The sequence below is a fragment of the Marinobacterium sp. MBR-111 genome (genome assembly GCF_040547585.1).
Taxonomy (GTDB): Bacteria; Pseudomonadota; Gammaproteobacteria; order Pseudomonadales; family Balneatricaceae; genus Marinobacterium; species Marinobacterium iners.
In genome coordinates, this window is sequence record NZ_JBEPQA010000014.1 from 54,398 (window position 1) to 79,558 (window position 25,161).

Below are 25,161 nucleotides of genomic sequence, written 5' to 3' on the forward strand. Positions count from 1 at the left end.
AGAATCGATCCATGAGTGAAAATATCGTCAATGTGACTGACGCCTCCTTCGAAGAAGATGTTCTCAAGGCTGAGGGCGCTGTGCTGGTAGATTACTGGGCCGAGTGGTGTGGACCCTGCAAGATGATCGCCCCGGTGCTGGAAGAGATCGCCAAGGAATATGCGGGCAAACTGAAGGTTTGCAAATTGAACATCGACGAAAACAATGAAACGCCGCCCAAGTTTGGCATTCGTGGCATCCCGACTCTGATGCTGTTCAAGGGCGGTAATGTGGAAGCGACAAAGGTAGGCGCGCTGTCCAAGTCTCAGCTGGCGGCTTTCATCGACGCCAATCTGTGAGCCTGGCCAGGTGGAAACACGCAGGCTGCGCAACGGTCGCGTTTTTCCACCAGCTTCTGCTGGACAGGTCCCGTTTTACCTTTTATAGTGGTCCCACATACCGGCCCGGCGATCCATTGTCTGGGTGTCACAAGTAAGACCTTAACCTTATTTCTTCCGACTAACCATCCGGTTTCCATCCGTAACCAGCCGACTCTGGGCTGCTTCTCTGAATACTATGAATCTTACCGAACTCAAACTAAAAAGCGTTCCGGAACTTCTGGATATCGCCATCGAAATGGGCCTCGACAACATGGCCCGCTCCCGCAAACAGGACGTGATCTTCGCTATTCTGAAGAAACATGCCAAAAGCGGAGAGGACATCTACGGTGACGGTGTGCTGGAGATCCTGCAGGACGGCTTCGGCTTCCTGCGCTCAGCCGATTCTTCCTACCTCGCTGGCCCTGACGATATCTATGTATCTCCCAGTCAGATCCGTCGTTTCAATCTGCGCACCGGTGACACCATCTCGGGCAAGATTCGCCCGCCGAAAGATGGGGAGCGCTACTTCGCGCTGCTGAAGGTCAACGAGATCAACTATGATCGCCCGGAAAACGCGAAAAACAAGATCCTGTTCGAAAACCTGACGCCTCTGTTTGCACAACAGCGCATGCGGATGGAAATCGGCAATGGCAGTACCGAGGATCTGACGGCGCGTGTCATCGATCTGGTGTGCCCCATGGGCAAGGGCCAGCGCGCCCTGATCGTATCACCGCCCAAGGCCGGTAAGACGCTGATGCTGCAGAACATTGCCAACAGCATCACCCGTAACAATCCTGAATGCTACATGATCGTGTTGCTGATCGACGAGCGCCCCGAGGAAGTGACCGACATGCAGCGCACCGTTCGTGGTGAAGTAGTTGCATCCACCTTCGACGAACCGCCGTCACGTCACGTACAGGTTGCTGAAATGGTGCTGGAAAAGGCCAAACGCCTGACCGAGCACAAGAAAGATGTGGTGATCCTGCTCGACTCCATCACACGTCTGGCGCGTGCCTACAACACCGTTATCCCATCTTCGGGCAAGGTACTGACCGGTGGTGTTGATGCACACGCACTGGAGCGCCCCAAGCGCTTCTTTGGTGCAGCCCGTAATATCGAAGAAGGCGGCAGTCTGACGATCATCGCCACCGCACTGGTTGATACCGGCTCGAAAATGGACGAGGTTATCTTCGAGGAGTTCAAGGGTACCGGTAACTCCGAAGTCCACCTGGACCGCAAGATTGCTGAAAAGCGTGTATTCCCGGCGATCAATATCCGCCGTTCAGGTACCCGCCGTGAAGATCTGCTGACCAGCGAAGAAGAGCTGCAGCGGATGTGGATTCTGCGCAAGCTGCTGGATCCGATGGACGACTCCGCAGCTACCGAGTTTGTGATCGACAAACTGAAGGACTTCAAGACCAATGATGAGTTCTTCCTGTCGATGAAGCGCAAGTAAGCCGAATTCACCTGCTGTAGTGAACCAAGGCGACGAAAGCGGGGTAAGCTAATCACTTACCCCTTTTTTATGTACAGGATGTACCCAGTCGTATTCTTTGGACAGGCGATCCCATGTCGACACCCAAATACAAGGACCTGCGCGACTTCATCAAGATGCTGGAAGCGCGTGGCGAACTCAAGCGTATCCGGATGCCGGTTGACCCGGTACTGGAAATGACCGAAATCTGCGACCGTACCCTCAAGGCCGGTGGCCCCGCGCTGCTGTTCGAGAACCCCAAGGGCTATGACATGCCGGTGCTGGGCAACCTGTTCGGTACTCCTGAACGTGTGGCGCTGGGCATGGGTGAGACGTCGGTAGCGGCCCTGCGAGAGGTCGGCAAGACGCTGGCCCAGCTTAAGGAGCCTGAACCGCCCCGCGGCATGAAGGATGCCTGGGACAAGCTGCCGTTGTATCGTCAGGTGCTGCACATGGGGCCGAAACAGGTGCGTAAGGCGCCCTGTCAGGAGATGGTCATCGAGGGCGATGATGTCGACCTTTACCGTATTCCGATCCAGACCTGCTGGCCCGGTGATGCCGGTCCGCTGGTGACCTGGCCACTGGTGATCACCCGCGGACCGGACAAGCCGCGACAAAACCTGGGCATCTACCGTCAGCAGTTGATCGGTCGCAACAAACTGATCATGCGTTGGCTGGCCCACCGTGGCGGCGCCCTGGATTTCCGTGAATGGAAGCTGGCTCATCCCGGTGAGCGCTTTCCGGTTGCAGTGGCGCTGGGCGCCGATCCGGCGACCATTCTGGGTGCTGTGACGCCGGTGCCGGATACCCTGTCCGAGTATGCCTTTGCTGGCCTGTTGCGCGGTGGCAAAACCGAAGTGGTTAAGTGCATCGGCAGTGATCTACAGGTGCCGGCCAGCGCGGAAATTATTCTTGAGGGGTACATTGATCCCGAGGAGATGGCGGACGAAGGTCCGTTCGGCGATCATACCGGCTACTACAACGAGGTGGATCGTTTCCCGGTGTTTACCGTAGAGCGGATCTCACGGCGCAAGGATGCCATCTATCACAGCACCTACACCGGACGGCCACCAGATGAGCCGGCTATTCTTGGCGTCGCGCTGAATGAAGTATTTGTGCCGATCCTGCAGAAACAGTTTCCCGAAATTGTGGACTTCTATCTGCCGCCGGAAGGCTGCTCCTATCGCATGGCGGTGGTCACGATCAAGAAGCAGTATCCGGGGCATGCCAAGCGGATCATGTTGGGTGTCTGGTCGTTTTTGCGTCAGTTCATGTACACCAAATTTGTCATCGTCTGCGATGACGACGTCAATGCTCGCGACTGGAATGACGTGATCTGGGCGATCACCACTCGTATGGACCCGCAGCGGGATACGGTGATGATCGACAATACGCCGATCGACTATCTCGATTTTGCCTCACCGGTCTCGGGTCTGGGTTCGAAAATGGGGCTGGATGCCACCAACAAGTGGGAAGGCGAAACCACTCGCGAGTGGGGTGAACCGATCAAGATGGACCCAGCCGTGAAGCAACGGGTGGACGAGATCTGGGATCAGCTGGGTATTCTAGACAACTGATACCGGCAGGCGGCTACGGTTGCCTGCAGCAAGGAGTGATGTTTTGGAAACAAGAGTATGTGATGTGACAGGGTTCGAAGCCCTGAATCAGGATGTGTTTCGGGTTCGGCTGCGTCTGACAGCGGTGGACCCGGAGTCGATGCATTATCGAGCCGGCCAGTATTTGGATATTCTGTTGCCGGAGGGGAAAAAGGCATCCTTTTCCATTGCGTCGGCACCGGATCAAGGACGAGACCTGGAACTGCATATACGCCAGGTACCGGGCAGTGAGTTCAATGCCATGATCCTCAGTTATCTGCAAACCAGTCCATCCGTCCAGATCGAGCTGCCCAAGGGTGCTGTAAGCCTGACTATGGCTGACGTAACGCCTGAAACCCGATTTGTATTTGCGGCTGCCAGCACTGGCTTTGCTCAGATCAAGAGCATGGTCGAACACCTGCTGGCCAATCAGGCCCGCAACCGGATTGATATTTACTGGGGCGCGCGCATGGAGGCAGACCTTTATCTGGAGAAGCTTCCACAGCAATGGGCGCATGAACATGCCAATGTGCATTTTGTGCCGGTGGTGAGCGAACCCGAAACCAGTCCGGGCTGGACCGGGCGTACCGGGCTTATGCCGGATGCCATTGCCGAAGACCTGGACAGTATCGAGGATCTGGCGGTATATGCCTGTGGCTCACCTGGGATGGTGTATGCCTTGCTGGATCGACTGATGGAAAAAGGGGTGGCAGAGAATCAGGTTCATTCTGACGTGTTTGCCTGGGCGCCGCGACCGGCCTAGTTCATTTTGCTGCCAGTGATATGAAAACGCCCGGCTTTGCCGGGCGTTTTCGTTTGGGGCAGGCTCAATGGCTCTCGCTGTTCGGTGCAGGCAGAGGCAGCGCCGGCAGTGAGTTGTCGAGCTGTTGCAACTCGCGTGTCATCATATCGAGCGCACGCTTGTCTTCGCCCAAGTGATGCAACAGGCGGTACAACTCCTTGAAGGTCTCTGCGTCGGGCTGCAGCTCAAGGCTGCGCTCAAAGTGATTGATCGCCTTGCCCCAGTGTGCGTTACGCATACTCAGGCGCCCCAGTGTCAGCTCCAGACCAGGGCTGTCGGCGTGCTGCTTGAGCCAGCCGCGGGCTATATTCAGTTGCTTCTCGGCATTTTCACCCTGAATGCGGCCATACAACCTGACCAAGTGCTCGTCCCACTGGCGTTTGATCAGGTCACGCAGCATTTTCTCGACTTCCACTTCGGCGCCGATCTCGATCATCAGATCAGTATAGCGGCTGACCAGTACCGGGTTGCGCAGCAGTGGCTGTGGAATGGACTGCCAGCTGCGGCTGAGGCTGCGCAGGCGTTCCTGTGCATCGGCTCCGTCCGGCAGGCTGGAGATGCTGTATTCGAGTTGATGCAGGTGACATTGCAGCTCAAGTTGTTCCAGCTCGTCATCTTTCATCGCCTGCAGTCGCTTTAGCTCCGGTAGAAGCTCGGTAAGGCCTTTCCAGTCCTCCAGCTTCAGATAGGCTTCCTTGAGCAGGCGGATGACATGGGTATGTTTGGGTGCCTGGCGTCGCAGATGGAGCAGTGTGGCCAGGCAGGGTTCCAGTTGACCACGCTCCAGCTGCATTTCTGCCTGAGTGATGCCGATCGCGACCTCGGCCTCGGGGGTTGACTGGCGGGCGCGATTGAGCAGGTCATCGGATGATTTGCTGTCGCCCTGCTCGTGGGCTGCACGGGCCGCCGCAAGATAATTGATGACCGGCAGGTCGGAGCGCTGTGCCGCCTGTGTCAGGTAGCGCTGTGCCTTCCACCAGCTGCCCTCGGACAGCGCCACAAGCCCTTTCAGGGTTTTGCTGCGCGCCAGGCGGTGGTTGCGGTCACTGCGCCAGCTGCGCAGACGATCACCCGGCAAACGGATGTTATGGACCAGGTTGAACAGCCAGTGCAACAGTGCAAAACCGAGTACCAGGATCAGCAACAGCACCCAGAGGCTGGTTTCAACCGAGGTCTGCTGGTATGACAGCAGTACATAGCCTGGATCCTGCACCATCAGCTGGCCAACCCAGGCGCCGGCTACCAGCAGTATTAAAAGGATGATAAACAGTTTTTTCATCTGTTCTGCCCTCCCTCACGCAACTGCTGCATGCGACCGAGATAATCCTTGAGGCTGCTCAGGGAGCCGGAAATGTCCGGCAGCTCTGGCGCCACGTTTACCTCGGAGAGTTCAGCCAGTCCTGTGAGCAGGGCAATAGTGGTGGCATCTTTTGGGTCGAAGTGGGTGGCAATCCACTCCTGCGCCTTGCTCAGGCTGCTATCGAAAGCCTGTTGCTTGCGCTGCAGTAAGGCCATCTGAGCCTGTTCCAGCATCAGATGCAGGTTTTGCTGCAGGAAGAAGGTTTGCTCAGGTGACATCAGCGGCTTGATGGGCTCGTCATGGTGTTGAATCACGATCAGCTGCTCAAACTTGTTTACTGCCTTGTTCCAGCTGGTCTTGAAACCGTCGCCCCAGGACTGCTTGACACTTTCGGGTGTGATCTCTTCCAGCATCTGCGGCAGCTCACGTCGTTCGCTGACGGGTACCACACGCAGGTTGTCCACCTGACGGTTGAGCGCACCCAGTCGCAGGAATACCCCCTCGCTATCCAGTCTGGGCACTGCTTCCAGCGCTGCGATGTCAGCGGCCAACGCCTTGCGTACATCGTAGATGGTAACGTCATCAGTTTCACTGAGAATGGTGTCGGCCGATTTCAGGAGAGTCAGTGCGCCATTCGGAGTCTGTTCCATTAATACGCGCTGATTGGCCAGTCGCAACAGATATTCCACCTCGGCCAGCAACCAGTCTTTGCGGCTGAGCTCACGGCTCGCTGTGACCTGCTGGATACTCCGGGTCAGTCGATCCTGCAGCTCGGCGATATTCTGCGCTTCGGCTTCCGAGCGGGCCTGCAGCTGTCCCAGTTGCTGGTTTACACTGCTGACTGTCTGGGCCACTTCGGCTCGACCATTGGCCAGGGCGGTTTCGACCTGTTGGCTGAGGCGTTCCTGCATCTGGCTGTTCTGTTGTTTCAGTTGCCAGCCTTCCCAGGCCAGATAGCCTCCGCCGCCAAGGGTTATAAGCGACAGAACCAGTGCCAGCTTGCCGGGCCAGGTTGCGCCACAGCGTTTTTCACTTTCAGCCTTCGGCTTGCGGTGGGGCTGTTTGGCAGGTTTGTCGGCAGCTGCGCTGGAGGCCGCATTAGCGTCCTGGTTTACTTCCGGTTTTTCTTTGGTGGTTTCAGCGGCTGATTTGCTGGTATCCGTAGCAGGGGAGTCCTTTGTCTTGCTGCTGGACTCATCGTGTGCGTCAGCGGGCTTATTGGTTGGTTCAGATGAATTGTCGCGGGTTTCTTTCATGCCGGTGGTTCCGATTGTCAGGCGGGTAGCAGTGCTTCGACCATACTGCGGTCGTCCGGTCCCTGTGCTACCCGGATTCGGGTGAATCCCAGCGAACGGGCCAGCTCGGCAAGGCGGGCACTGGGAACGATGATCCGGATTTCAGCCAGGCCTGCATCGGTGCTTCCGCTCAGCGTGAGCAGGTTCTGCAAGGCTTGACCACTGGTAATGAGGATAGCCGATAACGGCTGTGCATAAATAGTACTTTGGATAATGTCGGTCGAATGGGCTGGACAGACGCGCCGATAGATATGGGCATAGTCGACTCGAGCGCCCCGCTGGCTCAGCGTATCGGCCAGCATGTCTCGTCCTCCATCGGCGCGCACAATCAGGAAGCGTTGCGTGGCCACGGACTGCATGGACGGGTCCGCCAGCAGTGTCTCGGAGTCGAAGCCACCCTCGGCATGCCAGGCATGGATGCCGAACTGTTCCAGGGCGTCACAGGTTTGCTGGCCTATACCGATCCAGCGCACGCCAACCGGCAACTGCGGCCAATACTGATCGATCCAGTCGGCCCCGATGCGTGCTGCATTGGGGCTGACAAAAATGACGCCGTCATAGAGATCCAAGTCCAGCATACAGCGTTTGCATTGCTGGTAGTCGGCACCGTCTTCTTCTCCGGTGGGCATGATCTCCAGCAGGGGCAGGCAGACGGGCTCAGCCCCCAGTCCGCGCAAATACGCCACCTGGCCTTCGGCCTGATGTGCAGGGCGGGTCACCAGTATCCGCTGTCCGCACAGGGGTTGTATCGGTTCAGCCACGTTCCTTGTACACCTCGGCCAAAATCTTGTCAGCACCGGCGGCCAGCAAACGATCGGCCAGAGTAATACCCATTGCCTCGGCCTGTTCGCGAGGGCCGCGGATTTCATCGCGCAGTACCTTGCTGCCATCCGGGCGACCCACCAGTCCGCGCAGGAATATCTCATCCCCGTCTTCACTCAGGGTGGCGTAGCAGCCGATCGGCACCTGGCAGCCACCTTCGAGCCGGCGGTTCATGGCACGTTCGGCCAGTACGCGATCAGCGGTGTCGGTGTGATGCAGCGGTTGCAGCAGTTTGATCAGTTCGGCGTCATCGTTGCGGCATTCGATACCCACGGCACCCTGGCCACCAGCAGGCAGGCTCTCTTCTGGTGACATTTCATGGCGGATGCGATCCTGTAACTTGAGTCGCAACAGGCCTGCGGTGGCGAGAATAATGGCGTCGTACTCGCCTGCGTCCAGCTTGGCCAGTCGGGTCTGGACGTTGCCGCGCAGAAAACGCACTTCCAGGTCCGGGCGGCGCTCACGTATCTGTACTTCGCGGCGCAGGGAAGAGGTACCGACGATGGCGCCTTCCGGCAAAGCATCCAGGTTATCGTACTGGTTGCTGACAAAGGCATCGGTAGGCTGTTCACGTACACAGATGACCGGTAGCCCCAGTCCCGGCGGGAACTCCATCGGCACGTCCTTCATGGAGTGTACGGCGATGTCGGCGCGGCCTTCCAGCAAGGCGTTTTCCAGCTCCTTGACGAACAGACCCTTGCCGCCGATCTTGGCCAGAGGCGTATCAAGAATCTTGTCACCGCGGGATTCGATTTTCAGCAACTCGATATGAATACCGGGGTGGTGGAGCCCCAGTTCTGCCTTGACGTATTCGGCCTGCCAGAGTGCCAACAGGCTGCGGCGGGTGGCGATGCGAATGGTTCTGCTCATGATTGAATCCTTGTCAGCAGGCGGAGCCGAGCCGGAGCGGGCTCCACCGGATCGAGTTGAATGATCGGCAGTGTAACAGAAAGTGGCACAGCGGTTGACTGATGCCTCAGCTCTGCTCTGGTACGCTGATTACCTGCTCTAGTTCATGTGCTGCCTGACGCAGCAGCGGCTCGAATTGCAGCAGGTCATCGAGTGAGCTGCGAATCACGGGGGCGTGGGTGAACAGGCAGGCAACCAGGCGACCTTGTGTATCCTTGACTGGAACGGCCACCGCTACCATGCCGTCGATGAACTCTTCATTGTCGACGGCCAATTGCTGTTCGGCGACATGCTTCAGTTCGTCGAGCAGTTCTGCGGGATCGGTCAGGGTGTTGCGCGCAAACTGTTGCATGGGCAGCTTTTCAAGCATCAACTTGCGTTGATTGGCAGGCAGGTTGGATAGGTAAAGCTTGCCACTGGCCGTGCACCAAGTAGGCGTGTGGCTGCCCACCGGCAGATTGATCTGCAGGGGCCAGTTGGTCTGCACGCGGTCAAAATAGAGCATCTCCGTGCCATCGGGAATCGCCAAGCCGATGGTTTCTCGAATCTGGCCGGAGAGCCCTTCCAGAATGGCGCGGCGCTGGGCCTTGTGGCGGCTGGCGTAGATGATACCAAGCGCAACCTGGTGCAAACGTGCGCCGGGGACGACGAAACCGCGCATGTTGGTCTGCAGAAAACCTTCTTTTTCCAGCGTTTGAATCAGACGATGGCCGGTGGCTTTGGGAATATCCAGTTGTTTCGACAGTTCTGCGGCGGTCATCGGATGGCCGGAGCTGGCTACTGTTTCGATGATTTCCAGAACCCGGAGAATCGAGGAGCCTTTTTCCCTGCGTGTGGTGCTCATAGTGTTAGTCAGGTCCAAGGTTGCAATAGGCATTCAGTATATCGTGTTAACGGGTGGGCATAAAAAAAGCCGCCTCATGGGCGGCAAGAGCAGTACCTTGTTGGGACAGGGCAATCCACTTTATGTGTCGTCATGGCAGGCATATCAGGTTGCATGCCTCTGCGGCGACCAGCCAGCCACAGTCTCCCGTCAGAGGCGGTGTGGCTGGCTGCAAACGGTTACTTCATTGTCGGCATTGAGAACTCGGCGCCGGCGCGAATGCCGGTAGGCCAGCGGCGGGTCACGGTCTTCATGCGGGTGAAGAAACGTACACCGTCGGAGCCGTGCATGTTCAGCGGGCCGAATACGGAGCGCTTCCAGCCGCCGAAACAATGGAACGCCATCGGCACCGGAATCGGCACATTGATGCCGACCATGCCGACCTTGACGTTCTCCTCGAACTGGCGGGCGGTGTCGCCGTCGCGGGTAAACAGGGCCGTACCGTTGCCGTATTCGTGATCGTTGATCAGCTGCAGGGCTTCATCGAAACTGTTGACGCGCACGACCACCAGCACCGGGCCGAAGATCTCTTCCTGGTAAATGCGCATCTCGGTGGTGACGTTGTCGAACAGGGTTGGGCCGACAAAGAAGCCGTTCTCGTGGCCGTTTACTGTGAAGTTGCGACCGTCGGCAACCAGGGTGGCGCCTTCCTCTACGCCGCTATCGATGTAGGCCAGGATTTTCTGCTGATGTTCGCGGCTGACCACCGGGCCCATGTGCGGCTCCTGCTCCTGACCCAGTCCGGGACCGACACGCATCTGGCCAATCTCGGTTTTCATCATCTCGACCAGGTTATCGGCTACTTCGTTACCGACACAGACCGCTACCGAGATCGCCATGCAGCGTTCACCGGCGGAGCCGTAGGCGGCACCCATCAGTGAGTTGACCACCTGTTCGGGATCGGCGTCCGGCATGACTACCATGTGGTTCTTGGCGCCGCCCAGTGCCTGACAGCGCTTGCCGTGGGCCGATGCGGTGGCATATATGTATTCGGCGATGGGAGTGGAGCCGACGAAGCTGACTGCCTGCACGCGCTCATCGGTGAGTAGCACGTCGACTGCTTCCTTGTCGCCGTTGACCAGGTTGAATACGCCCGCCGGCAGGCCGGCTTCGGCCAGCAGTTCGGCGATGAACAGGGTGGCGCTCGGGTCTTTCTCGGACGGCTTCATAACGAAAGTGTTACCGCAGGCGATTGCCACTGGGAACATCCACATGGGCACCATGGCCGGGAAGTTGAACGGTGATATGCCGGCGCAGACGCCCAGTGGCTGCATCAGCGAGTCGGAGTCGATGTCACGCCCTACGTTGAGCGAGTGTTCACCCTTCTGCAGGTGGGGAATGCCACAGGCGAATTCGACCACTTCCATGCCGCGGGTGATTTCGCCCTGGGCGTCTGAGAACACCTTGCCGTGTTCCAGGGTGATCAGCTCGGCCAGCCTGTCCCGGTTTTCGTCCAGCAGCTGCTTGAACTTGAACATGACGCGGGCACGGACCACGGATGGGGTCTTGGACCACGCGGGAAACGCTGCCTCGGCGGCAGCAATGGCGCTGCGCGTCTCGTCGGCGGTGGAAAGGGTAACAGTACCGCTCTGTTCGCCAGTGGCCGGGTTGAAGACAGGGGCGGTGCGGCTGGACTCGCTCGGAGTGCGGGTGTTGTTGATAAAGTTGGTCACGTTGGTCATCTGAGTATATTCCTGAGTCTTGTTATAAAAATTATTGTTACTGCTGATTCCAGACAGCGGCATAGAGGTCGATCAATTCATCCACGCTGGGCACGCGGGGATTGTTGCCGGGAGAACCGGACGCCAGTGCCTGCTCGGCCATGGTGGCGCGCAGTTCAAAGTAGCGCGTTTCATCGATGCCATAGGCGGCGGGGCTTGGCACTTCAAGCTCCTCGTTGAGGGCGCGCAGTTCGGCGATCAGTTTGGCGTTGGCGGTGTCGGTATCGTCACTCTGAAGGGCGGCACCGATGGCGCGGGCACAGTCGGCGTAGCGTTCCGGCGCGCTGTCCAGCGAGAAAGCAGTGACGGTTGGCAGCAGCATGGCGTTGGACAGGCCGTGAGGCACATGGAAGAAGGCGCCTATAGGTCGGCTCATGCCGTGTACCAGCGCCACTGAAGCGGCCGAGAAGGCAATGCCGGCCAGGGTTGAACCGAGCATCATCGCCTCGCGTGCTTCCCGGTTATCCGGTTGGTGATAGGCAGTACGCAGGTTCGGGCCGAGCAGCTTCATCGCCGCCAGTGCCTGGCTGTCGCTGTACGGGTTGGCCTTGGCGCTGACATAGGCTTCGATGGCGTGGGTCAGGGCATCGATGCCGGTGTCAGCGGTGACGCGAGCCGGTACCGACAGGGTCAGTTCATAGTCGATCAGCGCGGCAGCCGGCATGAAGCCGAGACCAACGCAGAGCATCTTCTCGTCCTTGTCGGCATCGGTAATGATGGTGAAACGGGTCGCTTCGGAACCGGTGCCGGCGGTGGTCGGGATGGCGATGATCGGCAGGCCCTGCTCGCTGACATCGCGCGGGAACTTGTAGTCGCGCATCTGGCCGCCGAACTTGCCCAGGATCGAGATCGCCTTGGCCGAATCGATCGGGCTGCCGCCACCGAGGGCGATGATCGCGTCGTAATTGCCCGCTTTGACTTTATCCACACCAGCCAGAATCGAGGCTTCAGTGGGTTCGGGCAGGGTGTCGGCAAAAAGGTCGCTGGCAACGCCGGCTTCGCTCAATGCTGCCTGCAGGTTATCCACATAACCCAGCTTGACCATCATCGGATCGGAAATGATCAGTGGGTTGCTGCAGCCCAAGGCCGCCAGTACTTCAGGAGCCTTGCGACTGGCGCCGGCACCTACTTCCATCAGGCGGGGCAGAATGATTCGGTTGCTCATTGTTATTCTCCGAAAGGGTCAGTTTGAATAGGCCATGGAAGGCAGCCAGGTCACGATCTGCTGCCAGTAGAAAACGATCGACAGTCCTACCAATTGCAGTGCGATAAAGGGTAGTACGCCACGGTAGATGGTGCCGACGGTGATTCCCTCGGGGGCCACGCCTTTCATGTAAAACAGGGCGAAACCCACTGGCGGGGTCAGGAACGACGTCTGCAGGCAGACAGCGAACAGGATGGTGAACCAGACCAGATCGAAACCGAGGCCGGACACCACCGGGGCCACCAGCGGCAGGATGATCAGGGTCAGCTCGATCCAGTCGAGGAAGAAGCCGAGTACGAAGGTCACCAGCAGAATGCAGATCACGATGCCGGTGGGGCTGAACGGCAGACCGGTCAGCGCCGATTCGATCAGTTCGTCACCACCCAGGCCGCGAAGTACCAGCGAGAATGCCGTCGCACCGAGCAATAGAGCGAAGATGAACGCTGTGGTCTTGGTGGTCTCGCGGCAGACTTCATAGAGCACCTGCAGGTTGACGCGCTTCTTGATTACTGCCAGCAGGGTTGCACCGGCGGCACCGACGCCGGACGCCTCGGTGGGGGTGGCGATACCGGCGAAGATGGAACCCAGCACCGCCAGGATCAGGCCGGCAGCAGGCAATACGGTGACAAACACCTTTGCAACCAGCAGCGGCGTCACCGGTTCGGCGTCGTCCGGGGCTGGCGCGGCCTGGGGACGCAGCAGTCCCACGGCAAAGATGTAACCGATATAGAGCGCGGCCAGCAGCAGACCCGGAAAGAGTGCGCCGAGGAAAAGGTCGCCCACCGGCACGCCCAGCCGGTCGCCCATCATCACCAGCATGATACTGGGCGGAATCAGGATGCCCAGGGTACCGGTGGAGCAGACAGTGCCGCAGGCCAGTTCGTGGCTGTAGCCCTGACGCATCATCATCGGGATGCCGAGCAGCGCCAGCAACACCACGGACGCACCGATAATGCCGGTAGAGGCCGCCAATAACAGCCCGACGAAGGTGACAGTGATCGCCAGCCCGCCGCGGACGCGACCGAACAGGCGCACCAGATTGGTCATCAGGTCCTCGGCGATACCGGAGCGGTCCAGCATCAGGCCCATGAAGACAAACATCGGCAGGGCGACCAGCACCCAGTTGGTCATTACGTTCCAGATGCGGGGTACGGTGATTGAAACGTATTCCCAGTCGATGCCGATCCAAGCGTCCCACATCTGGTCGGCCATCATGGAGATAGCGGCAAAGATCAGTGCCACGCCGCCCAGTACCCAGGCAACCGGAAAACCGGTGAACAGCAGCACAATAAAGCTGGCGAACATGGTGATGGCGAGAATTTCATTAATTTCCACGGGCTTTCTCCTCGCTGATTCGCATTGTCCGGGGGAAACCGAACAGCAGCGCGCAGACACGGCTCAGGCGTGACAGCATGGCAAGCAGCAGCAGCGCAAAGCCGAGAACCAGTACCGCCTTGATCGCCCAGCGGTAGGGCAGTCCGCCCGGTGCCATGGAAATTTCGCTCATCGCGAAGGAGTACTGCACAAAGGGGATGGCGTACCAGAGTACGACCAGGGCAAAGGGCAGCAACAGGAACAGGATGCCGAGCAGCTCTATAACGGCCTGGGTCTTCAGACCAAGGCGTTCATGCAACAGGTCCACCCTGACGTGGTCATCGAGCACATAGCAGAAGGAGAGGCCGACCAGCCAGCCGATGGAGTAAAGGTGCCACTGCAGTTCCTCCAGCTCAATGTGGCCCTCGCCAAAGGCATAGCGCAGCACCACGTTGACCAGAATGACCAGCATCAGGACCAGCCAGCTCCAGTGAGCAATGGCCGCGACGGCATTGATCACTCTGTCGAAGCTGCGCGAAAGGCGTGTATGGGGCAGCTCGGTGTGATGGACCAGCTGTTCCAGATCGAAACGGCCGGGGGACTGCACGTCGGCAGTCAGGGCCGGTGCGGGTGTTGTCAGTTGATTCATATTCGGACTCCGGGGGTACCTGAACGCAAGGAAGGGGTTGGACGTATCCCGCCCCTTCGCCGGAAAGTCAGGAGCGCCTTACAGCGATCCCAGCTCTTTCCACTGGTCATATCCCTGACGGAAATTCTGAATTGAGGTGAATACCTCCTTGAACATGGGGTCGCTGGCCGAGGTTTCCTGCATCACTTCGGTAGTGGCGTTTTCCAGCGCTTCCATCAAGGCGGGGCTCAGACGGTGTGGTGTCACGCCCTTGGCGTCGAAACCGGCCAGTTTGTCGCCCTGCAAGGATTCACTGTAGGCCAGGCCGCGGAAAGTGGCGGCGGTACAGGCGGTTTCGATCAGGGTTTGCTTCTGCTTGCTCAGGCCGTTCCAGATATCGGTATTGACCACCAGGTGGGAGGCGGTGAAGGGCTGATGCCAACCAGGGAAGTAGTTGTGCTTGGCAACCTTGTCGAAACCGAGCATCTCGTCGATGGCCGGAGTCGCAAATTCGGTGGCATCAATGGCGCCTTTCTCCAGTGCCGGGAAGATCTCCCCGCCGGGGATGATAGTGACCGATGCGCCCAGCTTCTGCAGTACCTTGCCGCCGATACCGGCAAAACGGATTTTCAGGCCCTGGAGGTCTTCGGGGGTGTTGATCTCCTTGCGGAACCAGCCGGCGGTTTCGGCACCGGTGATGGAGCAGAGGATCGGATGGATGTTATGGGGTGCATAGAGTTTTTCGGCCAGCTGATGGCCGCCACCTTCATACCACCAGGCGCTGTAGCCCAGGGGGTCCATGCCGAAGGGAATCGCGGCAAACAGGGCCGCGGCAGGCATCTTGCCCTGATCATAGGCCAGCCAGGCATAACCGGCAGGAATCTGCTTGTTCTTCACCGCTTCGGTGATTTGAAAGGACGGCACGATTTTGCCCGGCTCGTATACCTTGATCTGGGCTTCTCCGCCACTGGCTTCCTTCAGGGACTCCTCGACCAAGCGAATGGGGTTGCCTAAACCCGGCCAGTTGGTATTGAACACCGCCTGAACTTTCCAGCGCACCTGATCGTCGGTGGCTTGAGTGGCGGTACTGAAACTGGACGCCAGCACGGCGCCGGTCAGCAGGGTGAGTGAGTGTTTGGTCAGGGAGCGTGTGAACGGTTTCATATCAGTTCCTTTTTGTTATTTTGAGACGATAAGTCTCGTTATTTATGATGCTGCCTTGAGGCTATGTCAATCAAAATGAGATTTAAAGTCTCAAAATAATACTAAAGTATTGTGGTTGGGTGGTTTTGGCTGGCCAGCAACCGGAATCGGTATTGACCATGCTGTTGGTCGGAAAGGGCTGTATAATCAACTCATCGACATTCACCGGTCCGCTTGTTTGGGCCGATTCAGAGTCAGCGAGGTAGAGGTGTATGAGCAAAGAGACCAATCAGCAGTGGGGCGGCCGCTTCAGTGAGCCAACCGATGCATTCGTCGCCCGTTTCACCGCTTCGGTTGATTTCGACAAGCGTCTTTATCGGCACGATATCCAGGGCTCAGTGGCGCACGCACGTATGCTGGCGAAGGTGGGGGTGCTGACCGAGGAAGAGCGTGACGCAATCATCCGTGGCCTGGGCGAGATCCGGGTCGAGATTGAGCGTGGCGAGTTCGAGTGGTCGGTGGAGCTGGAAGATGTTCACATGAACATCGAGGCTGCACTGACGAAGAAGATCGGCATCACCGGCAAGAAACTGCATACCGGTCGTTCGCGCAATGACCAGGTCGCCACTGACATCCGTCTCTACATGCGCGACGAGATCGACCTGATTCTGGCCGAGGTCAGCCGCCTGCAGCAAGGACTGCTGGATCTGGCCGAGCAGGAAGCCGATACCATCATGCCCGGCTTCACGCACCTTCAAACCGCCCAGCCTGTCACCTTCGGCCATCATCTGCTGGCCTGGTTCGAGATGCTGAGCCGTGACTATGAGCGCTTTGCCGACTGCCGCAAGCGCGTCAACATCATGCCGCTGGGGGCCGCGGCTCTGGCTGGTACAACTTATCCGATTGACCGACACTACACCGCCGAACTGCTGCAGTTTGATGCCCCGGCGGGCAACTCCCTGGATGCAGTGTCCGATCGTGATTTCGGCATCGAGTTTTGCGCTGCTGCCAGCCTGTTGCTGATGCACATGACCCGGATGTCGGAGGAGTTGGTACTCTGGACATCGGCCCAGTTCAACTTTATCAACCTGCCTGACCGTTTCTGCACCGGCTCTTCCATCATGCCGCAGAAAAAGAATCCGGACGTGCCTGAGCTGGTACGTGGCAAGAGCGGCCGTGTTTACGGTCACCTGATCTCACTGCTGACGCTGATGAAGTCCCAGCCGCTGGCGTACAACAAGGACAATCAGGAAGACAAGGAGCCGCTGTTTGACGCTGTGGACACGGTGAAGGGCTGCCTGCGTGCCTTTGGTGACATGGTGCCGGCTATCGAGTCGCGCAAGGATCAGATGCGTGAAGCGGCGCGCCGTGGTTTCTCCACCGCTACCGATCTGGCCGACTATCTGGTTCGCAAGGGCGTGGCCTTCCGTGATGCCCACGAAATTGTCGGGCTGTCCGTCGCCTACGGCATCAAGACCGGCAAGGACCTGTCCGACATGACACTGGAAGAACTACAGCAGTTCTCCGATGTGATCGCCGATGATGTGTTTGCAGTGCTGACGCTGGAAGGATCGGTGGCGGCGCGTAACCACATTGGTGGCACGGCACCGGATCAGGTGCGGGCAGCGGTGATTCGCGGTCGTGACCTGTTGGCGGCGCGTGCCGACTGAAAATGACGCGGTGGTCGAAGAGCCGCCAGTTTGGTGGCTCCAGTCTTGGTTTTGCTGTCAGCGCAGGGTGATGTCCACCATCAGATCACCGGCGATCGCTTCCAGTGCCTGCTGCAGATCATCCGGATCCAGGTCTGCCGGGGCCAACAGTTCTGCCTCGGCCTTGAACAGCTCTTCCGCCGACATTGAGCCAGAGGTCAGCTCGGTGCTCAATCGTTCTACATTGATGTGTCGTGCGGCCAGTGCCTGTGAAATCTCGCGCACAATACCCGGTTTGTCATGCCCCACCAGCTCCAGTGTCATCGGCTGCATCTCGGCTACGGGTGGGGCGTCTTCGCTGCGCTCCGCCGTGACTCTGAGTCCCTGTGTTTGCAGCGCTTCCAGTGCGCTGATCAGTGCCTCGGCCTGTTCGTTGGGCACTTGAGTGATCAGAATGCCGGCGAACTTGCCACCCAGGCGTGACATGCCCGACTCCAGCCAGTTACCCTGATGCTCGGCAATGGTGCGGGACAGCAGTCCGACCAGCCCCGGCTTATCCGGTCCGATGACCGTAAGAACCAATGATGTCAGCATTATATGCAGCCTTTGTTGGTAATGGTTGAGCAACCTGTGTTGCCGTCTCTTGTAGGGGAATGTATATCAGATGCAGCCGATAATCATCGCCCTCTGGCCTGTTTTTGCGCTCCTGCTGCTCGGCTTTCTGGCTCGTCGCAGTGGATTTCCAGGTGAAGGTTTCTGGCAGCCGGCAGAAAAGGCGACCTATTATGTGCTGTTTCCGGCTTTGCTGGTGGAGCGTCTGGCCAATGCCCAGCTGGCAGGTGACGATTCTATTCGGCTGGCGGCACTGGTTGTGGTTGTGTTGGTTATGGCCGCTCTGTTCTGTTGTGCCTGCAAACCGCTGTTGCGTCTGACGGTACCTGCCTTCACCTCTTTTTTTCAGGGCAGTGTACGCTTCAATACCTATGTTGCGCTTGCTGTCACTGCGGCGCTGCACGGGTCAGAGGGCATCGTGCTGGCGGCGGTGATAACGGCCGTGATGATTCCGCTGCTGAACCTGTTCAGCGTCCTGGCTTTTGCACTGACTTCCGAGCAGGCGTTTTCGCCGCGTCAACTGCTGATGACACTGGCTCGAAATCCGTTGATTCTGGCTTGTCTGCTGGGTATTGCGTTGAGCCTTTCGGGCGCTGCTTTGCCTTTGGGTGTAACTTCGGTGCTGGAGCTGTTGGGGCGTATGGCGTTGCCAATGGGGCTGCTGGCGGTGGGAGCCGGATTGGACTTGCGGGCCTTGCGTGGCGGCGGCAGGGCACTGGTCGCGGCCAGTCTGATCAAGCTTCTGTTTTTGCCGCTGCTGGCGTTTGCGCTGGCCGGGTTGTGGCAGCTGGACCTGCTGACAACCAGTGTAGTAGTGATATTTGCGGCCGTACCGACGGCCACTTCGGCCTATATTCTGGCCCGGCAGATGGGCGGTGATGCCGAGTTGATGGCGGGCATCATTACGGCACAGACGATGATTTCAATGCTGACGCTGCCCGTAGTTTTGATTCTTCTTTAAAAGTGTCGCCAAAAACATACCTTATTTCATACATTTTTCGGCACGTTTGGCGACATATCCCTGAAGATATAAAAAATAGAGGTTAAAATCCGGAAAAGTGCCGCCAAAGGGGTTGAAAAAAAAGCTGCGTGTGAAAGACTAGCGTTTGTCACATGATTATGCTGACACTTAAAGCATAACTTTAACTGCAACCATCGGATAACTGCTGACGATCATGAATAAAAGCCCGGATCTGGTATTGGTACTCGTGATTGTGTTCATAGTAGGTGCTGTAATGACTGGCATCTCACAGAGCGATCTCCAACTGGCCACCATGGTGCAGCAGGTTTTCAACAGTTGATGGCGTAAACCCGCGAATCTGTTGCGATCGCGTCCAACGGAACATCCCACCTTTCTATCGGTAGCTGATTCACTCGCTGCAACTCGTGTGCAAGTCCCACCAATTTTGGTCCGCGCATGCCATTGCCCTTCAGGCGGAAGGCAAACGTCCGGTCATAATAGCCTCCTCCCATGCCCATACGGCCACCATCGGCTGAAAACGCCACTAGCGGCAGCAGTACCAGATCCAGTGCCACAGCAGGGCGAACAGGCTTGCCCTGAAGTACGGGCTCCAGTATACGGTAGCGATTGAGCTGCATCCGGGTCGTTTTGGCGTAGGGGGTAAACCAGAGTCGGTTGTGCCGGATCGGGTGCAGTACCGGCAGATAGAGCGTTTTTCCAAGCGTGCGGCAAAGGGTTATCAGTGGTCGGGTATCGATTTCGCCATCGTTGGGCAGATAAATTGCCACATGGCGAGCCTTGGCGAACCAGAGTTGTCGGGCGAGGTTTCGAGCAAGGCAGCGACCGGCTGTGCGCTGTTGCTGGGGGGTAAGTGCCCGTCTTCGGGCCCGCATTTCGCGGCGGAGTGTTTTGCGATCCTGCATGATGTAAAAGGCTTCCCGGAGTGCCGGTGTCGGTCGTGGCCCTGAACCCTAAGGTTCAGAGTGGAAGCGCTTACTGATATATCAGGCTTTCCGTCAAGCGGACATGCTCACAATACCAGTTGAGCGCTGCCGGGGTATTGCTTATCGGCTCGAGGGACTTGACCGACTGTCGAACACTCCAGGAACCTGATTTCATTATACGCGTGCTTGTCTGAATGTCAGCTCTTGTAATTCTTTCTGCTTCTGCTAAGGATGCTTAAAATTATGAAAATAAAATGTTTTCAGGATGATGAAGAGTTTTCATTCGCTTTGGAGGTGTTGTTGCGTGCCAGGCTCTGGTCAATTTTCTGCCCCAATCGGCGCAGGTTGACCTCTACTGCCTGACGCTGTTCCTCTCGGCTTTTGATCAGCTCGTGCGACATATTCAATGCGGCCATAACAGCGATCCGCTCAAGGCCGATGATCTTGCCTGAGTGACGTATATCGAGCATTTTCTGGTTCAGGTAGTCGGCAGAGGCCAGTAACTCCGCTTCGGCTCCGTCCGGGCAGCTGATGGTATATTCCTTGTCGAGCAACTTGACGGTGACAGTGCGTGCGTCTGCGCTCATGAGTTCTGCTCCAGTGCCTTGAGTCGCTGTATCATGCCTTCAACCTTGCTGCGGGTCTGGTCATTCAGCTGGATCAATTGAGCACGTTCTTCGCGCAGACGGGTGTCCTGTTCGCGCAGCGTGCTGTTTTCAAGCTCAAGCTGTTCTACCCGCGCAAGAAGCAGGTCAATCTTGTGTTCCAGTGCGTTGAAATAATGTTCGGTCATGCCAGGCCCCATGCAGTATGCGCTGACTATAAACAGCCGTTGCGACAGGGTCAATCTGACACGCATGGCCCTGTATAGGGCTAAATGCTAGCATAGAGATCAATGCAGTGCCGGCCCTCTCCGGATACCCTCTGTAAAAACATGACCCGAACCGGATAGATCAATATGACAGATGAACAGGCCCCCGTAATCGAGCTGCCGGATTTTGACACTTTGGCTGACCTGCTGGTGGAAGAGGGATTGCTGACCCTTTCCCCCGCTGAGCTGCACGGACTGCTGTGCGGCCAGGTAGCGGCCGGTGCCCGGTTTGATCCGGTCACCCTGTTTGCCCGTATCGGCGAGCTGCTGGATCTGGAGCCGTTCAGCCGAGAGCTGACGCGTACTGGCATCATGCAGCTGTATCTGGCCACGCTGCAGCAGCTGCAGGCCCCGGACTTCAGCTTTGAACTGGTCCTGCCGGATGATGACCAGCCACTGGCGGGGCGTGCAGATGCGTTGGGTTTGTGGTGCAGCGGTTTTCTCAGCGGTTTCGGCCTGCAGGAACGCAAGGGTAGCCAGGGGTTGTCGATCGAAGGCCAGGAAACCCTGCGAGACCTGGCTCAGATCGTTCAGATCACAACGGCTGCCGATGCCGAAGCGGAAGAAGACGAAAATGACCTGATGGAAGTGCAGGAATACGTACGCATGGCGGCATTGCTGGTGTTCAGTGAATGCAATGAGCCGGATGGGCAGCCGAGTGATGCTGCAGCCGAAACAGCGCCTGTTCTGCACTGACCGGAGGAAAGTCAGCATGAAAATTGCTCAATCTGAATTTGCCCGTCGCCGCCAAAGGTTGCTGGAAAAGTTGCCAGCCGGCAGTGTGGCGCTGGTCTGTGCAGCCCATCTGAAAACGCGCAACCGCGATGCCGAGTATAGTTTTCGCCAGGACAGCGATTTTTATTACCTGACCGGTTTTAATGAGCCGGACGCCTTGTTGCTCCTGATTCCCGGTCGAGTCGAGGGTGAGTTTGTGCTTTTCTGTCCGCCGCGCGACCCGCAGATGGAGATCTGGACCGGCTACCGCGCCGGCCCCGAGGGCTGTGTACGTGATTTTGGCGCGGACCAGGCGTTCTCGCTGACAGAGCTTGAGCAGACAGTGCCGAGCCTGTTGGATGGTGCCAGCCGGCTCTACTATGCACTGGGCAGCGATGAAGCCCTGGATGGTCGGGTACGCGGCTGGCTCAACGAGATTCGCGGCCGAGCCCGTCAGGGTGCGCAGGCGCCGGAAGAGCTGGTGCTGTTGGATAATTTGCTGCATGAGCTGCGCCTGTTCAAGTCTGAAGCCGAGCAGGAGGTGATGCGTCGTGCCGCCGAAATCTCGGCTGAAGCGCATTGCCGCGCCATGCGCGCAGCAAACCCCGGGATGCATGAGTACCAGCTGGAGGCCGAGATTACCGGCTACTGCATGCAGCAGGGCGCCCGCTTTCAAGCCTACTCACCGATTGTGGGCGCCGGCGCCAACGCCTGCATTCTGCACTACATCGAAAACAGCGCTCCGATGCAGGATGGTGATCTGGTGCTGATCGATGCCGGTTGTGAGCTGGACAACTATGCCAGCGATATTACCCGTACCTTTCCGGTCAATGGCCGCTTCAGTGACGAACAAAAGGCGCTGTATCAGCTGGTACTGGATACCCAGGAAGCCTGCATCGCGGCGATGAAGCCTGGTGTCCCCTGGAACAAGATTCACGATCTGTCGGTTGAGTGTCTGACCGATGGGCTGATTAAGCTGGGTCTGCTTGTGGGCGAGCGTGATGCGTTGATTGAGGAAGGTGCCTATCGTCGTTTCTATATGCATCGCATCGGTCACTGGCTGGGAATGGATGTGCATGATGTGGGCCAGTACAAACTGAAGGGCGAGTGGCGACCGCTTGAGCCGGGTATGGTGATGACCGTGGAGCCGGGGCTGTATATCGCACCGGATGATGACAGTGTTGAGCCTCGCTGGCGCGGCATCGGTATCCGTATAGAAGATGATGTGCTGGTCACGCCTGCGGGCTGCGAGGTGCTCACTTCGGCCGTACCCAAAACCGTTGCCGCCATCGAAGAGCTGATGGCTCGCCGCTGACTCAGTGAGGAACGCGCATGCAGCAGTATGATCTGGTCATAATTGGTGGCGGCATGGTCGGGGCGAGTCTGGCCTGCGCCCTGCTGCCAACGGCAAAAGCGCTCAATTTGCGGATGGCACTGGTCGAAGCCCAGCCTTTGCCGGGTGCGGATGAGCCGATTTTCACCCCCAGTTACGACAATCGCTCAACGGCGCTGGCTCAGGGTGTGCGTACCCTGTATGAGCGTATGGGGCTTTGGCAGGCGCTGCAGGCTCATCTGACGCCGATCAATACCATACACGTGTCCGAGCGCGGGCGTTTCGGCACCACCCGGCTACAGGCTGAGGATGAGGCCGTCCCGGCGCTGGGCTATGTGGTGGAAAACCATTGGCTGGGCCAGGTGTTGAATAGCCAGCTACAGCGCAATGTCGGTCCGTGGCTGACTCTGATGGCGCCGGTCGAGGTGACTGCGCTGGAGCAGCGTGCCGGCGGCAACAGGCTGCAGCTGCAGGTCAACGGCGAGCAGCAGAGACTGCAGGCTGACCTGATGGTCATGGCTGACGGTGGTCGCTCGTCCCTGCGCGAACAGCTGGGAATCGGCTACAGCGTACAGTCCTATGATCAGCATGCACTGGTTGCCAATGTGTCACTGGATCGGCCGCACCGCAACATAGCCTATGAGCGCTTCACTCAGGATGGCCCGCTGGCGCTGCTGCCCGGCGAATCGATCAACGGCCACAACCGTTGCGGTCTGGTCTGGACTCTGGGTGATGACGAGCTGGACGGGGTTCTGGCGCTGGATGATGCGGCGTTTCTGGCGCGCCTGCAGGAGCGCTTCGGTTACCGTGCCGGCCGTTTTACCGCGGTGGGTGAGCGCTATCACTACCCGCTGAAGCTGTCGCTGGCAGAAGAGCAGGTGCGTGCCGGGTTGGTGGTGCTGGGTAACGCCGCGCACGCTCTGCATCCGATCGCCGGACAGGGCTACAATCTTGCCCTGCGCGGCGCCGTTGCGCTGGCAGACTTGATCATCGCGCGCAAGCGTGCCGACCTTGCGCTGGGTGACCTGACTGCGCTGCAGAAGTTTGTTGAGCAGCGGCGGCAGGATCAGTTTCGTACCATTCAGTTCAGTGATCGAACCATGAAACTGTTTACCAGCCACAATCCACTGCTGCGGGCTCTGCGTGGCAGCGGGCTGCAGCTGCTTGAAAGTTGTCCTCCTGCCAAAACCCTGTTTGCCCGTGCCGCCATGGGGCTTGACCAGCCCTCCGCACGGCTACGCTGACCCCCCTTTCCTGTCGGAGCTGAACATGACCTCATCCTCTATGACCGATATTGTGATCAGTGGCGCCGGCATGGTGGGCGCCGCACTGGCCTGTGCGCTGGCACCTTCAGGTGTCAGGATCCAGCTGCTTGAGCAGCGTCCCGGATCGTTGCAACAGTGGTTGGCAGAAGCCGACGCAGCCATGACTCCGGGCAGGCATGACGCCCGCGTCAGTGCTCTCAATCTGGCATCTGTTCAACTGCTGACCTCTTTGTCCGCCTGGAGCGGTGTGCAGGCAAGGCGTGCCGCAGCCTATACCGATATGGAGGTTTGGGATGGAGAGGGCAGTGGCCGTATCCATTTCAGTGCCGATGCCCTGCATGAAAACTGCCTGGGCTATATTGTTGAGAACAGTGTGATATTGGCGGCGCTGCATGAGCAGCTCAATCGGTTTGATAATGTGGAATTGATCAGCGATGTCTCCCTGAGGCAGTTGTCGGCTCCTGATACCGATGGTCACCGCGAGCTGGTGTTGAGTAATGGTCGTCGCATTGAGACTCGGTTGCTGGTAGGGGCTGATGGAGCGGAATCCCTGACGCGACAGTTGTCAGGCATTGGTGCCACTGAGTGGGACTATGGTCATCACGCCATTGTCACCACTATTCACACCGAACAGTCACACGCGGATACCTGCTGGCAGCGCTTTACCGAAGATGGCCCACTGGCACTGTTGCCGCTGGCGGCAGAGAATGATCGTACCCTGTCAATTGTCTGGTCGACTTCACCCGAGCATGCTGCCAGCTTGATGGCGTTGGATGAAGCTGACTTCTGCACCGCCCTTGGGCGCGCTTTTGGGCACCGTCTGGGGCGCATCGAGGGCTGTGACGAACGCCGCTCGATTGTGCTGCGCCAGCGCCACGCACACCGCTATGCCGAGACGGGACTTGCACTGGTGGGTGATGCCGCCCATACCATCCACCCCTTGGCCGGGCAGGGCGTAAATCTCGGTTTTATGGATGCCGCCGCGTTGGCTGAAGTGCTGCTGGCAGCCAAGACGCGAGGTGAGCGCTGGACCGATGAAGCGGTGTTGCGCCGCTTCCAGCGTCAGCGTCGTAGCGCCAATCTGACCATGGCTGCTGCCATGGAAGGGTTTCGTCGCCTGTTTGCACCCCGGCCGCCGGTTGTGCGTCTGTTACGCAGCTGTGGCATGAATCTGACCGACCGGCTGGAGCCGCTTAAACAACACCTGGTGCTGCAGGCGATGGGGCTTTCGGGTGAGCGACCGGCGCTGACGCGGCGTCCGACTATTTGACGGGCGGTTAAAGATTGAACTGCGGCGTAAATGCCGATACATTGTCTTCCCTTTTTTTGTGTTAACCGGTTGCGACGTGGCTGTTGAAGCTGC

At 58.3% G+C, this 25,161-nt stretch carries 24 protein-coding genes and 1 other RNA gene; 10 read left to right on the forward strand and 15 right to left on the reverse strand.

What is annotated here, in order from left to right:
* Positions 1-11 precede the first annotated feature (11 nt).
* The 4 genes from trxA (at position 12) to ABIE61_RS11255 (ending at position 4,191) form a co-directional block, all read left to right on the forward strand.
* A complete protein-coding gene (trxA, locus tag ABIE61_RS11240; RefSeq protein WP_091826310.1) occupies positions 12-338 on the forward strand; it encodes a thioredoxin TrxA in 327 nt (108 codons plus the stop codon).
* Between the two features lie 217 nt (positions 339-555).
* Positions 556-1,815: a transcription termination factor Rho gene (gene rho, locus ABIE61_RS11245; protein ID WP_091826312.1), complete on the forward strand. Its 1,260-nt coding sequence runs from the start codon at positions 556-558 to the stop codon at positions 1,813-1,815.
* Positions 1,816-1,928: 113 nt separating this feature from the next.
* Positions 1,929-3,410, forward strand: coding sequence for a 4-hydroxy-3-polyprenylbenzoate decarboxylase (ubiD, locus tag ABIE61_RS11250; RefSeq protein WP_354409512.1), 1,482 nt, complete (start codon positions 1,929-1,931; stop codon positions 3,408-3,410).
* A gap of 43 nt (positions 3,411-3,453) precedes the next feature.
* Positions 3,454-4,191 (forward strand): NAD(P)H-flavin reductase, encoded by a 738-nt coding sequence (locus ABIE61_RS11255; protein ID WP_354409515.1) that lies wholly within the window; start codon positions 3,454-3,456, stop codon positions 4,189-4,191.
* 64 nt (positions 4,192-4,255) lie between these two features.
* Here the strand turns inward: ABIE61_RS11255 and ABIE61_RS11260 are convergent, their stop codons facing one another.
* The 10 genes from ABIE61_RS11260 to ABIE61_RS11305 all read right to left on the reverse strand — a co-directional run bounded on the left by ABIE61_RS11260 (position 4,256) and on the right by ABIE61_RS11305 (position 15,470).
* A complete protein-coding gene (locus tag ABIE61_RS11260; protein ID WP_354409518.1) occupies positions 4,256-5,509 on the reverse strand; it encodes a heme biosynthesis HemY N-terminal domain-containing protein in 1,254 nt (417 codons plus the stop codon).
* Positions 5,506-6,786 (reverse strand): uroporphyrinogen-III C-methyltransferase, encoded by a 1,281-nt coding sequence (locus ABIE61_RS11265; protein WP_354409521.1) that lies wholly within the window; start codon positions 6,784-6,786, stop codon positions 5,506-5,508. The genes ABIE61_RS11260 and ABIE61_RS11265 overlap by 4 nt, the downstream gene beginning before the upstream one ends.
* A gap of 17 nt (positions 6,787-6,803) precedes the next feature.
* A complete protein-coding gene (locus tag ABIE61_RS11270; protein WP_354409524.1) occupies positions 6,804-7,586 on the reverse strand; it encodes a uroporphyrinogen-III synthase in 783 nt (260 codons plus the stop codon).
* Positions 7,579-8,517: a hydroxymethylbilane synthase gene (hemC, locus tag ABIE61_RS11275; protein ID WP_354409526.1), complete on the reverse strand. Its 939-nt coding sequence runs from the start codon at positions 8,515-8,517 to the stop codon at positions 7,579-7,581. The genes ABIE61_RS11270 and hemC overlap by 8 nt, the downstream gene beginning before the upstream one ends.
* Positions 8,518-8,623: 106 nt before the next feature.
* Complete coding sequence (locus tag ABIE61_RS11280; protein ID WP_354409528.1) at positions 8,624-9,433, reverse strand: IclR family transcriptional regulator; 810 nt, start codon at positions 9,431-9,433, stop codon at positions 8,624-8,626.
* A 185-nt stretch (positions 9,434-9,618) separates the two neighbouring features.
* Complete coding sequence (locus ABIE61_RS11285) at positions 9,619-11,121, reverse strand: CoA-acylating methylmalonate-semialdehyde dehydrogenase (RefSeq protein WP_354409529.1); 1,503 nt, start codon at positions 11,119-11,121, stop codon at positions 9,619-9,621.
* Between the two features lie 37 nt (positions 11,122-11,158).
* A complete protein-coding gene (locus ABIE61_RS11290) occupies positions 11,159-12,325 on the reverse strand; it encodes an iron-containing alcohol dehydrogenase (protein ID WP_354409531.1) in 1,167 nt (388 codons plus the stop codon).
* An 18-nt stretch (positions 12,326-12,343) separates the two neighbouring features.
* On the reverse strand, positions 12,344-13,699 hold the full coding sequence (locus ABIE61_RS11295) for a TRAP transporter large permease (protein WP_354409533.1): 1,356 nt from the start codon (positions 13,697-13,699) through the stop codon (positions 12,344-12,346).
* Positions 13,689-14,327: a TRAP transporter small permease subunit gene (locus ABIE61_RS11300; RefSeq protein ID WP_354409536.1), complete on the reverse strand. Its 639-nt coding sequence runs from the start codon at positions 14,325-14,327 to the stop codon at positions 13,689-13,691. The genes ABIE61_RS11295 and ABIE61_RS11300 overlap by 11 nt, the downstream gene beginning before the upstream one ends.
* A 78-nt stretch (positions 14,328-14,405) precedes the next feature.
* Positions 14,406-15,470 (reverse strand): TRAP transporter substrate-binding protein, encoded by a 1,065-nt coding sequence (locus ABIE61_RS11305; protein WP_354409538.1) that lies wholly within the window; start codon positions 15,468-15,470, stop codon positions 14,406-14,408.
* A 251-nt stretch (positions 15,471-15,721) separates the two neighbouring features.
* Between ABIE61_RS11305 and argH the strand changes: the two genes are divergently transcribed.
* On the forward strand, positions 15,722-17,119 hold the full coding sequence (gene argH, locus ABIE61_RS11310) for an argininosuccinate lyase (protein ID WP_354409540.1): 1,398 nt from the start codon (positions 15,722-15,724) through the stop codon (positions 17,117-17,119).
* Positions 17,120-17,176: 57 nt separating this feature from the next.
* Here the strand turns inward: argH and ABIE61_RS11315 are convergent, their stop codons facing one another.
* Positions 17,177-17,692 carry a glycine cleavage system transcriptional repressor gene (locus tag ABIE61_RS11315; protein ID WP_091826331.1) on the reverse strand — a complete coding sequence of 172 codons (516 nt, stop codon included), beginning with the start codon at positions 17,690-17,692 and terminating at the stop codon, positions 17,177-17,179.
* A gap of 70 nt (positions 17,693-17,762) precedes the next feature.
* On the opposite strand from ABIE61_RS11315, the gene ABIE61_RS11320 reads away from it, so the two are divergent.
* A complete protein-coding gene (locus ABIE61_RS11320) occupies positions 17,763-18,671 on the forward strand; it encodes an AEC family transporter (protein WP_091826333.1) in 909 nt (302 codons plus the stop codon).
* 329 nt (positions 18,672-19,000) lie between these two features.
* On the opposite strand, the gene ABIE61_RS11325 is transcribed toward ABIE61_RS11320, so the two are convergent.
* The 4 genes from ABIE61_RS11325 to ABIE61_RS11340 all read right to left on the reverse strand — a co-directional run bounded on the left by ABIE61_RS11325 (position 19,001) and on the right by ABIE61_RS11340 (position 20,408).
* Complete coding sequence (locus tag ABIE61_RS11325; RefSeq protein WP_354409542.1) at positions 19,001-19,594, reverse strand: 5-formyltetrahydrofolate cyclo-ligase; 594 nt, start codon at positions 19,592-19,594, stop codon at positions 19,001-19,003.
* Between the two features lie 8 nt (positions 19,595-19,602).
* Positions 19,603-19,782, reverse strand: a non-coding RNA gene (ssrS, locus tag ABIE61_RS11330) — 6S RNA.
* A gap of 93 nt (positions 19,783-19,875) precedes the next feature.
* Positions 19,876-20,202 (reverse strand): cell division protein ZapA, encoded by a 327-nt coding sequence (locus ABIE61_RS11335; RefSeq protein WP_091826337.1) that lies wholly within the window; start codon positions 20,200-20,202, stop codon positions 19,876-19,878.
* Positions 20,199-20,408: a TIGR02449 family protein gene (locus ABIE61_RS11340; RefSeq protein WP_091826339.1), complete on the reverse strand. Its 210-nt coding sequence runs from the start codon at positions 20,406-20,408 to the stop codon at positions 20,199-20,201. Before ABIE61_RS11340 ends, ABIE61_RS11335 begins: the two co-directional genes overlap by 4 nt.
* 165 nt (positions 20,409-20,573) lie before the next feature.
* Between ABIE61_RS11340 and ABIE61_RS11345 the strand changes: the two genes are divergently transcribed.
* Genes ABIE61_RS11345 through ABIE61_RS11360 form a run of 4 tightly spaced genes read left to right on the forward strand, consistent with a single transcriptional unit; the run spans position 20,574 to position 25,068 of the window.
* A complete protein-coding gene (locus ABIE61_RS11345) occupies positions 20,574-21,182 on the forward strand; it encodes a UPF0149 family protein (protein WP_091826341.1) in 609 nt (202 codons plus the stop codon).
* A 16-nt stretch (positions 21,183-21,198) separates the two neighbouring features.
* Positions 21,199-22,515, forward strand: a complete 1,317-nt coding sequence (gene pepP / locus ABIE61_RS11350; RefSeq protein ID WP_354409545.1) for a Xaa-Pro aminopeptidase — start codon at positions 21,199-21,201, stop codon at positions 22,513-22,515.
* A gap of 17 nt (positions 22,516-22,532) precedes the next feature.
* Positions 22,533-23,777, forward strand: coding sequence for a 2-octaprenyl-6-methoxyphenyl hydroxylase (gene ubiH / locus ABIE61_RS11355; RefSeq protein ID WP_206838173.1), 1,245 nt, complete (start codon positions 22,533-22,535; stop codon positions 23,775-23,777).
* Positions 23,778-23,802: 25 nt separating this feature from the next.
* Positions 23,803-25,068, forward strand: a complete 1,266-nt coding sequence (locus ABIE61_RS11360) for a UbiH/UbiF/VisC/COQ6 family ubiquinone biosynthesis hydroxylase (RefSeq protein WP_354409547.1) — start codon at positions 23,803-23,805, stop codon at positions 25,066-25,068.
* Positions 25,069-25,161: the final 93 nt, after the last annotated feature.

What these genes read in the sequence shown, in the direction of transcription:
- trxA (WP_091826310.1), top strand. Translation starts at nt 12, where the DNA reads ATGAGTGAAAATATCGTCAATGTGACTGACGCCTCCTTCGAAGAAGAT.
- rho (WP_091826312.1), top strand. Translation starts at nt 556, where the DNA reads ATGAATCTTACCGAACTCAAACTAAAAAGCGTTCCGGAACTTCTGGAT.
- ubiD (WP_354409512.1), top strand. Translation starts at nt 1,929, where the DNA reads ATGTCGACACCCAAATACAAGGACCTGCGCGACTTCATCAAGATGCTG.
- ABIE61_RS11260 (WP_354409518.1), bottom strand. Translation starts at nt 5,509, where the DNA reads ATGAAAAAACTGTTTATCATCCTTTTAATACTGCTGGTAGCCGGCGCC.
- ABIE61_RS11265 (WP_354409521.1), bottom strand. Translation starts at nt 6,786, where the DNA reads ATGAAAGAAACCCGCGACAATTCATCTGAACCAACCAATAAGCCCGCT.
- hemC (WP_354409526.1), bottom strand. Translation starts at nt 8,517, where the DNA reads ATGAGCAGAACCATTCGCATCGCCACCCGCCGCAGCCTGTTGGCACTC.
- ABIE61_RS11280 (WP_354409528.1), bottom strand. Translation starts at nt 9,433, where the DNA reads ATGCCTATTGCAACCTTGGACCTGACTAACACTATGAGCACCACACGC.
- ABIE61_RS11285 (WP_354409529.1), bottom strand. Translation starts at nt 11,121, where the DNA reads ATGACCAACGTGACCAACTTTATCAACAACACCCGCACTCCGAGCGAG.
- ABIE61_RS11290 (WP_354409531.1), bottom strand. Translation starts at nt 12,325, where the DNA reads ATGAGCAACCGAATCATTCTGCCCCGCCTGATGGAAGTAGGTGCCGGC.
- ABIE61_RS11300 (WP_354409536.1), bottom strand. Translation starts at nt 14,327, where the DNA reads ATGAATCAACTGACAACACCCGCACCGGCCCTGACTGCCGACGTGCAG.
- ABIE61_RS11305 (WP_354409538.1), bottom strand. Translation starts at nt 15,470, where the DNA reads ATGAAACCGTTCACACGCTCCCTGACCAAACACTCACTCACCCTGCTG.
- argH (WP_354409540.1), top strand. Translation starts at nt 15,722, where the DNA reads ATGAGCAAAGAGACCAATCAGCAGTGGGGCGGCCGCTTCAGTGAGCCA.
- ABIE61_RS11315 (WP_091826331.1), bottom strand. Translation starts at nt 17,692, where the DNA reads ATGCTGACATCATTGGTTCTTACGGTCATCGGACCGGATAAGCCGGGG.
- ABIE61_RS11320 (WP_091826333.1), top strand. Translation starts at nt 17,763, where the DNA reads ATGCAGCCGATAATCATCGCCCTCTGGCCTGTTTTTGCGCTCCTGCTG.
- ABIE61_RS11325 (WP_354409542.1), bottom strand. Translation starts at nt 19,594, where the DNA reads ATGCAGGATCGCAAAACACTCCGCCGCGAAATGCGGGCCCGAAGACGG.
- ABIE61_RS11335 (WP_091826337.1), bottom strand. Translation starts at nt 20,202, where the DNA reads ATGAGCGCAGACGCACGCACTGTCACCGTCAAGTTGCTCGACAAGGAA.
- ABIE61_RS11340 (WP_091826339.1), bottom strand. Translation starts at nt 20,408, where the DNA reads ATGACCGAACATTATTTCAACGCACTGGAACACAAGATTGACCTGCTT.
- ABIE61_RS11345 (WP_091826341.1), top strand. Translation starts at nt 20,574, where the DNA reads ATGACAGATGAACAGGCCCCCGTAATCGAGCTGCCGGATTTTGACACT.
- pepP (WP_354409545.1), top strand. Translation starts at nt 21,199, where the DNA reads ATGAAAATTGCTCAATCTGAATTTGCCCGTCGCCGCCAAAGGTTGCTG.
- ubiH (WP_206838173.1), top strand. Translation starts at nt 22,533, where the DNA reads ATGCAGCAGTATGATCTGGTCATAATTGGTGGCGGCATGGTCGGGGCG.
- ABIE61_RS11360 (WP_354409547.1), top strand. Translation starts at nt 23,803, where the DNA reads ATGACCTCATCCTCTATGACCGATATTGTGATCAGTGGCGCCGGCATG.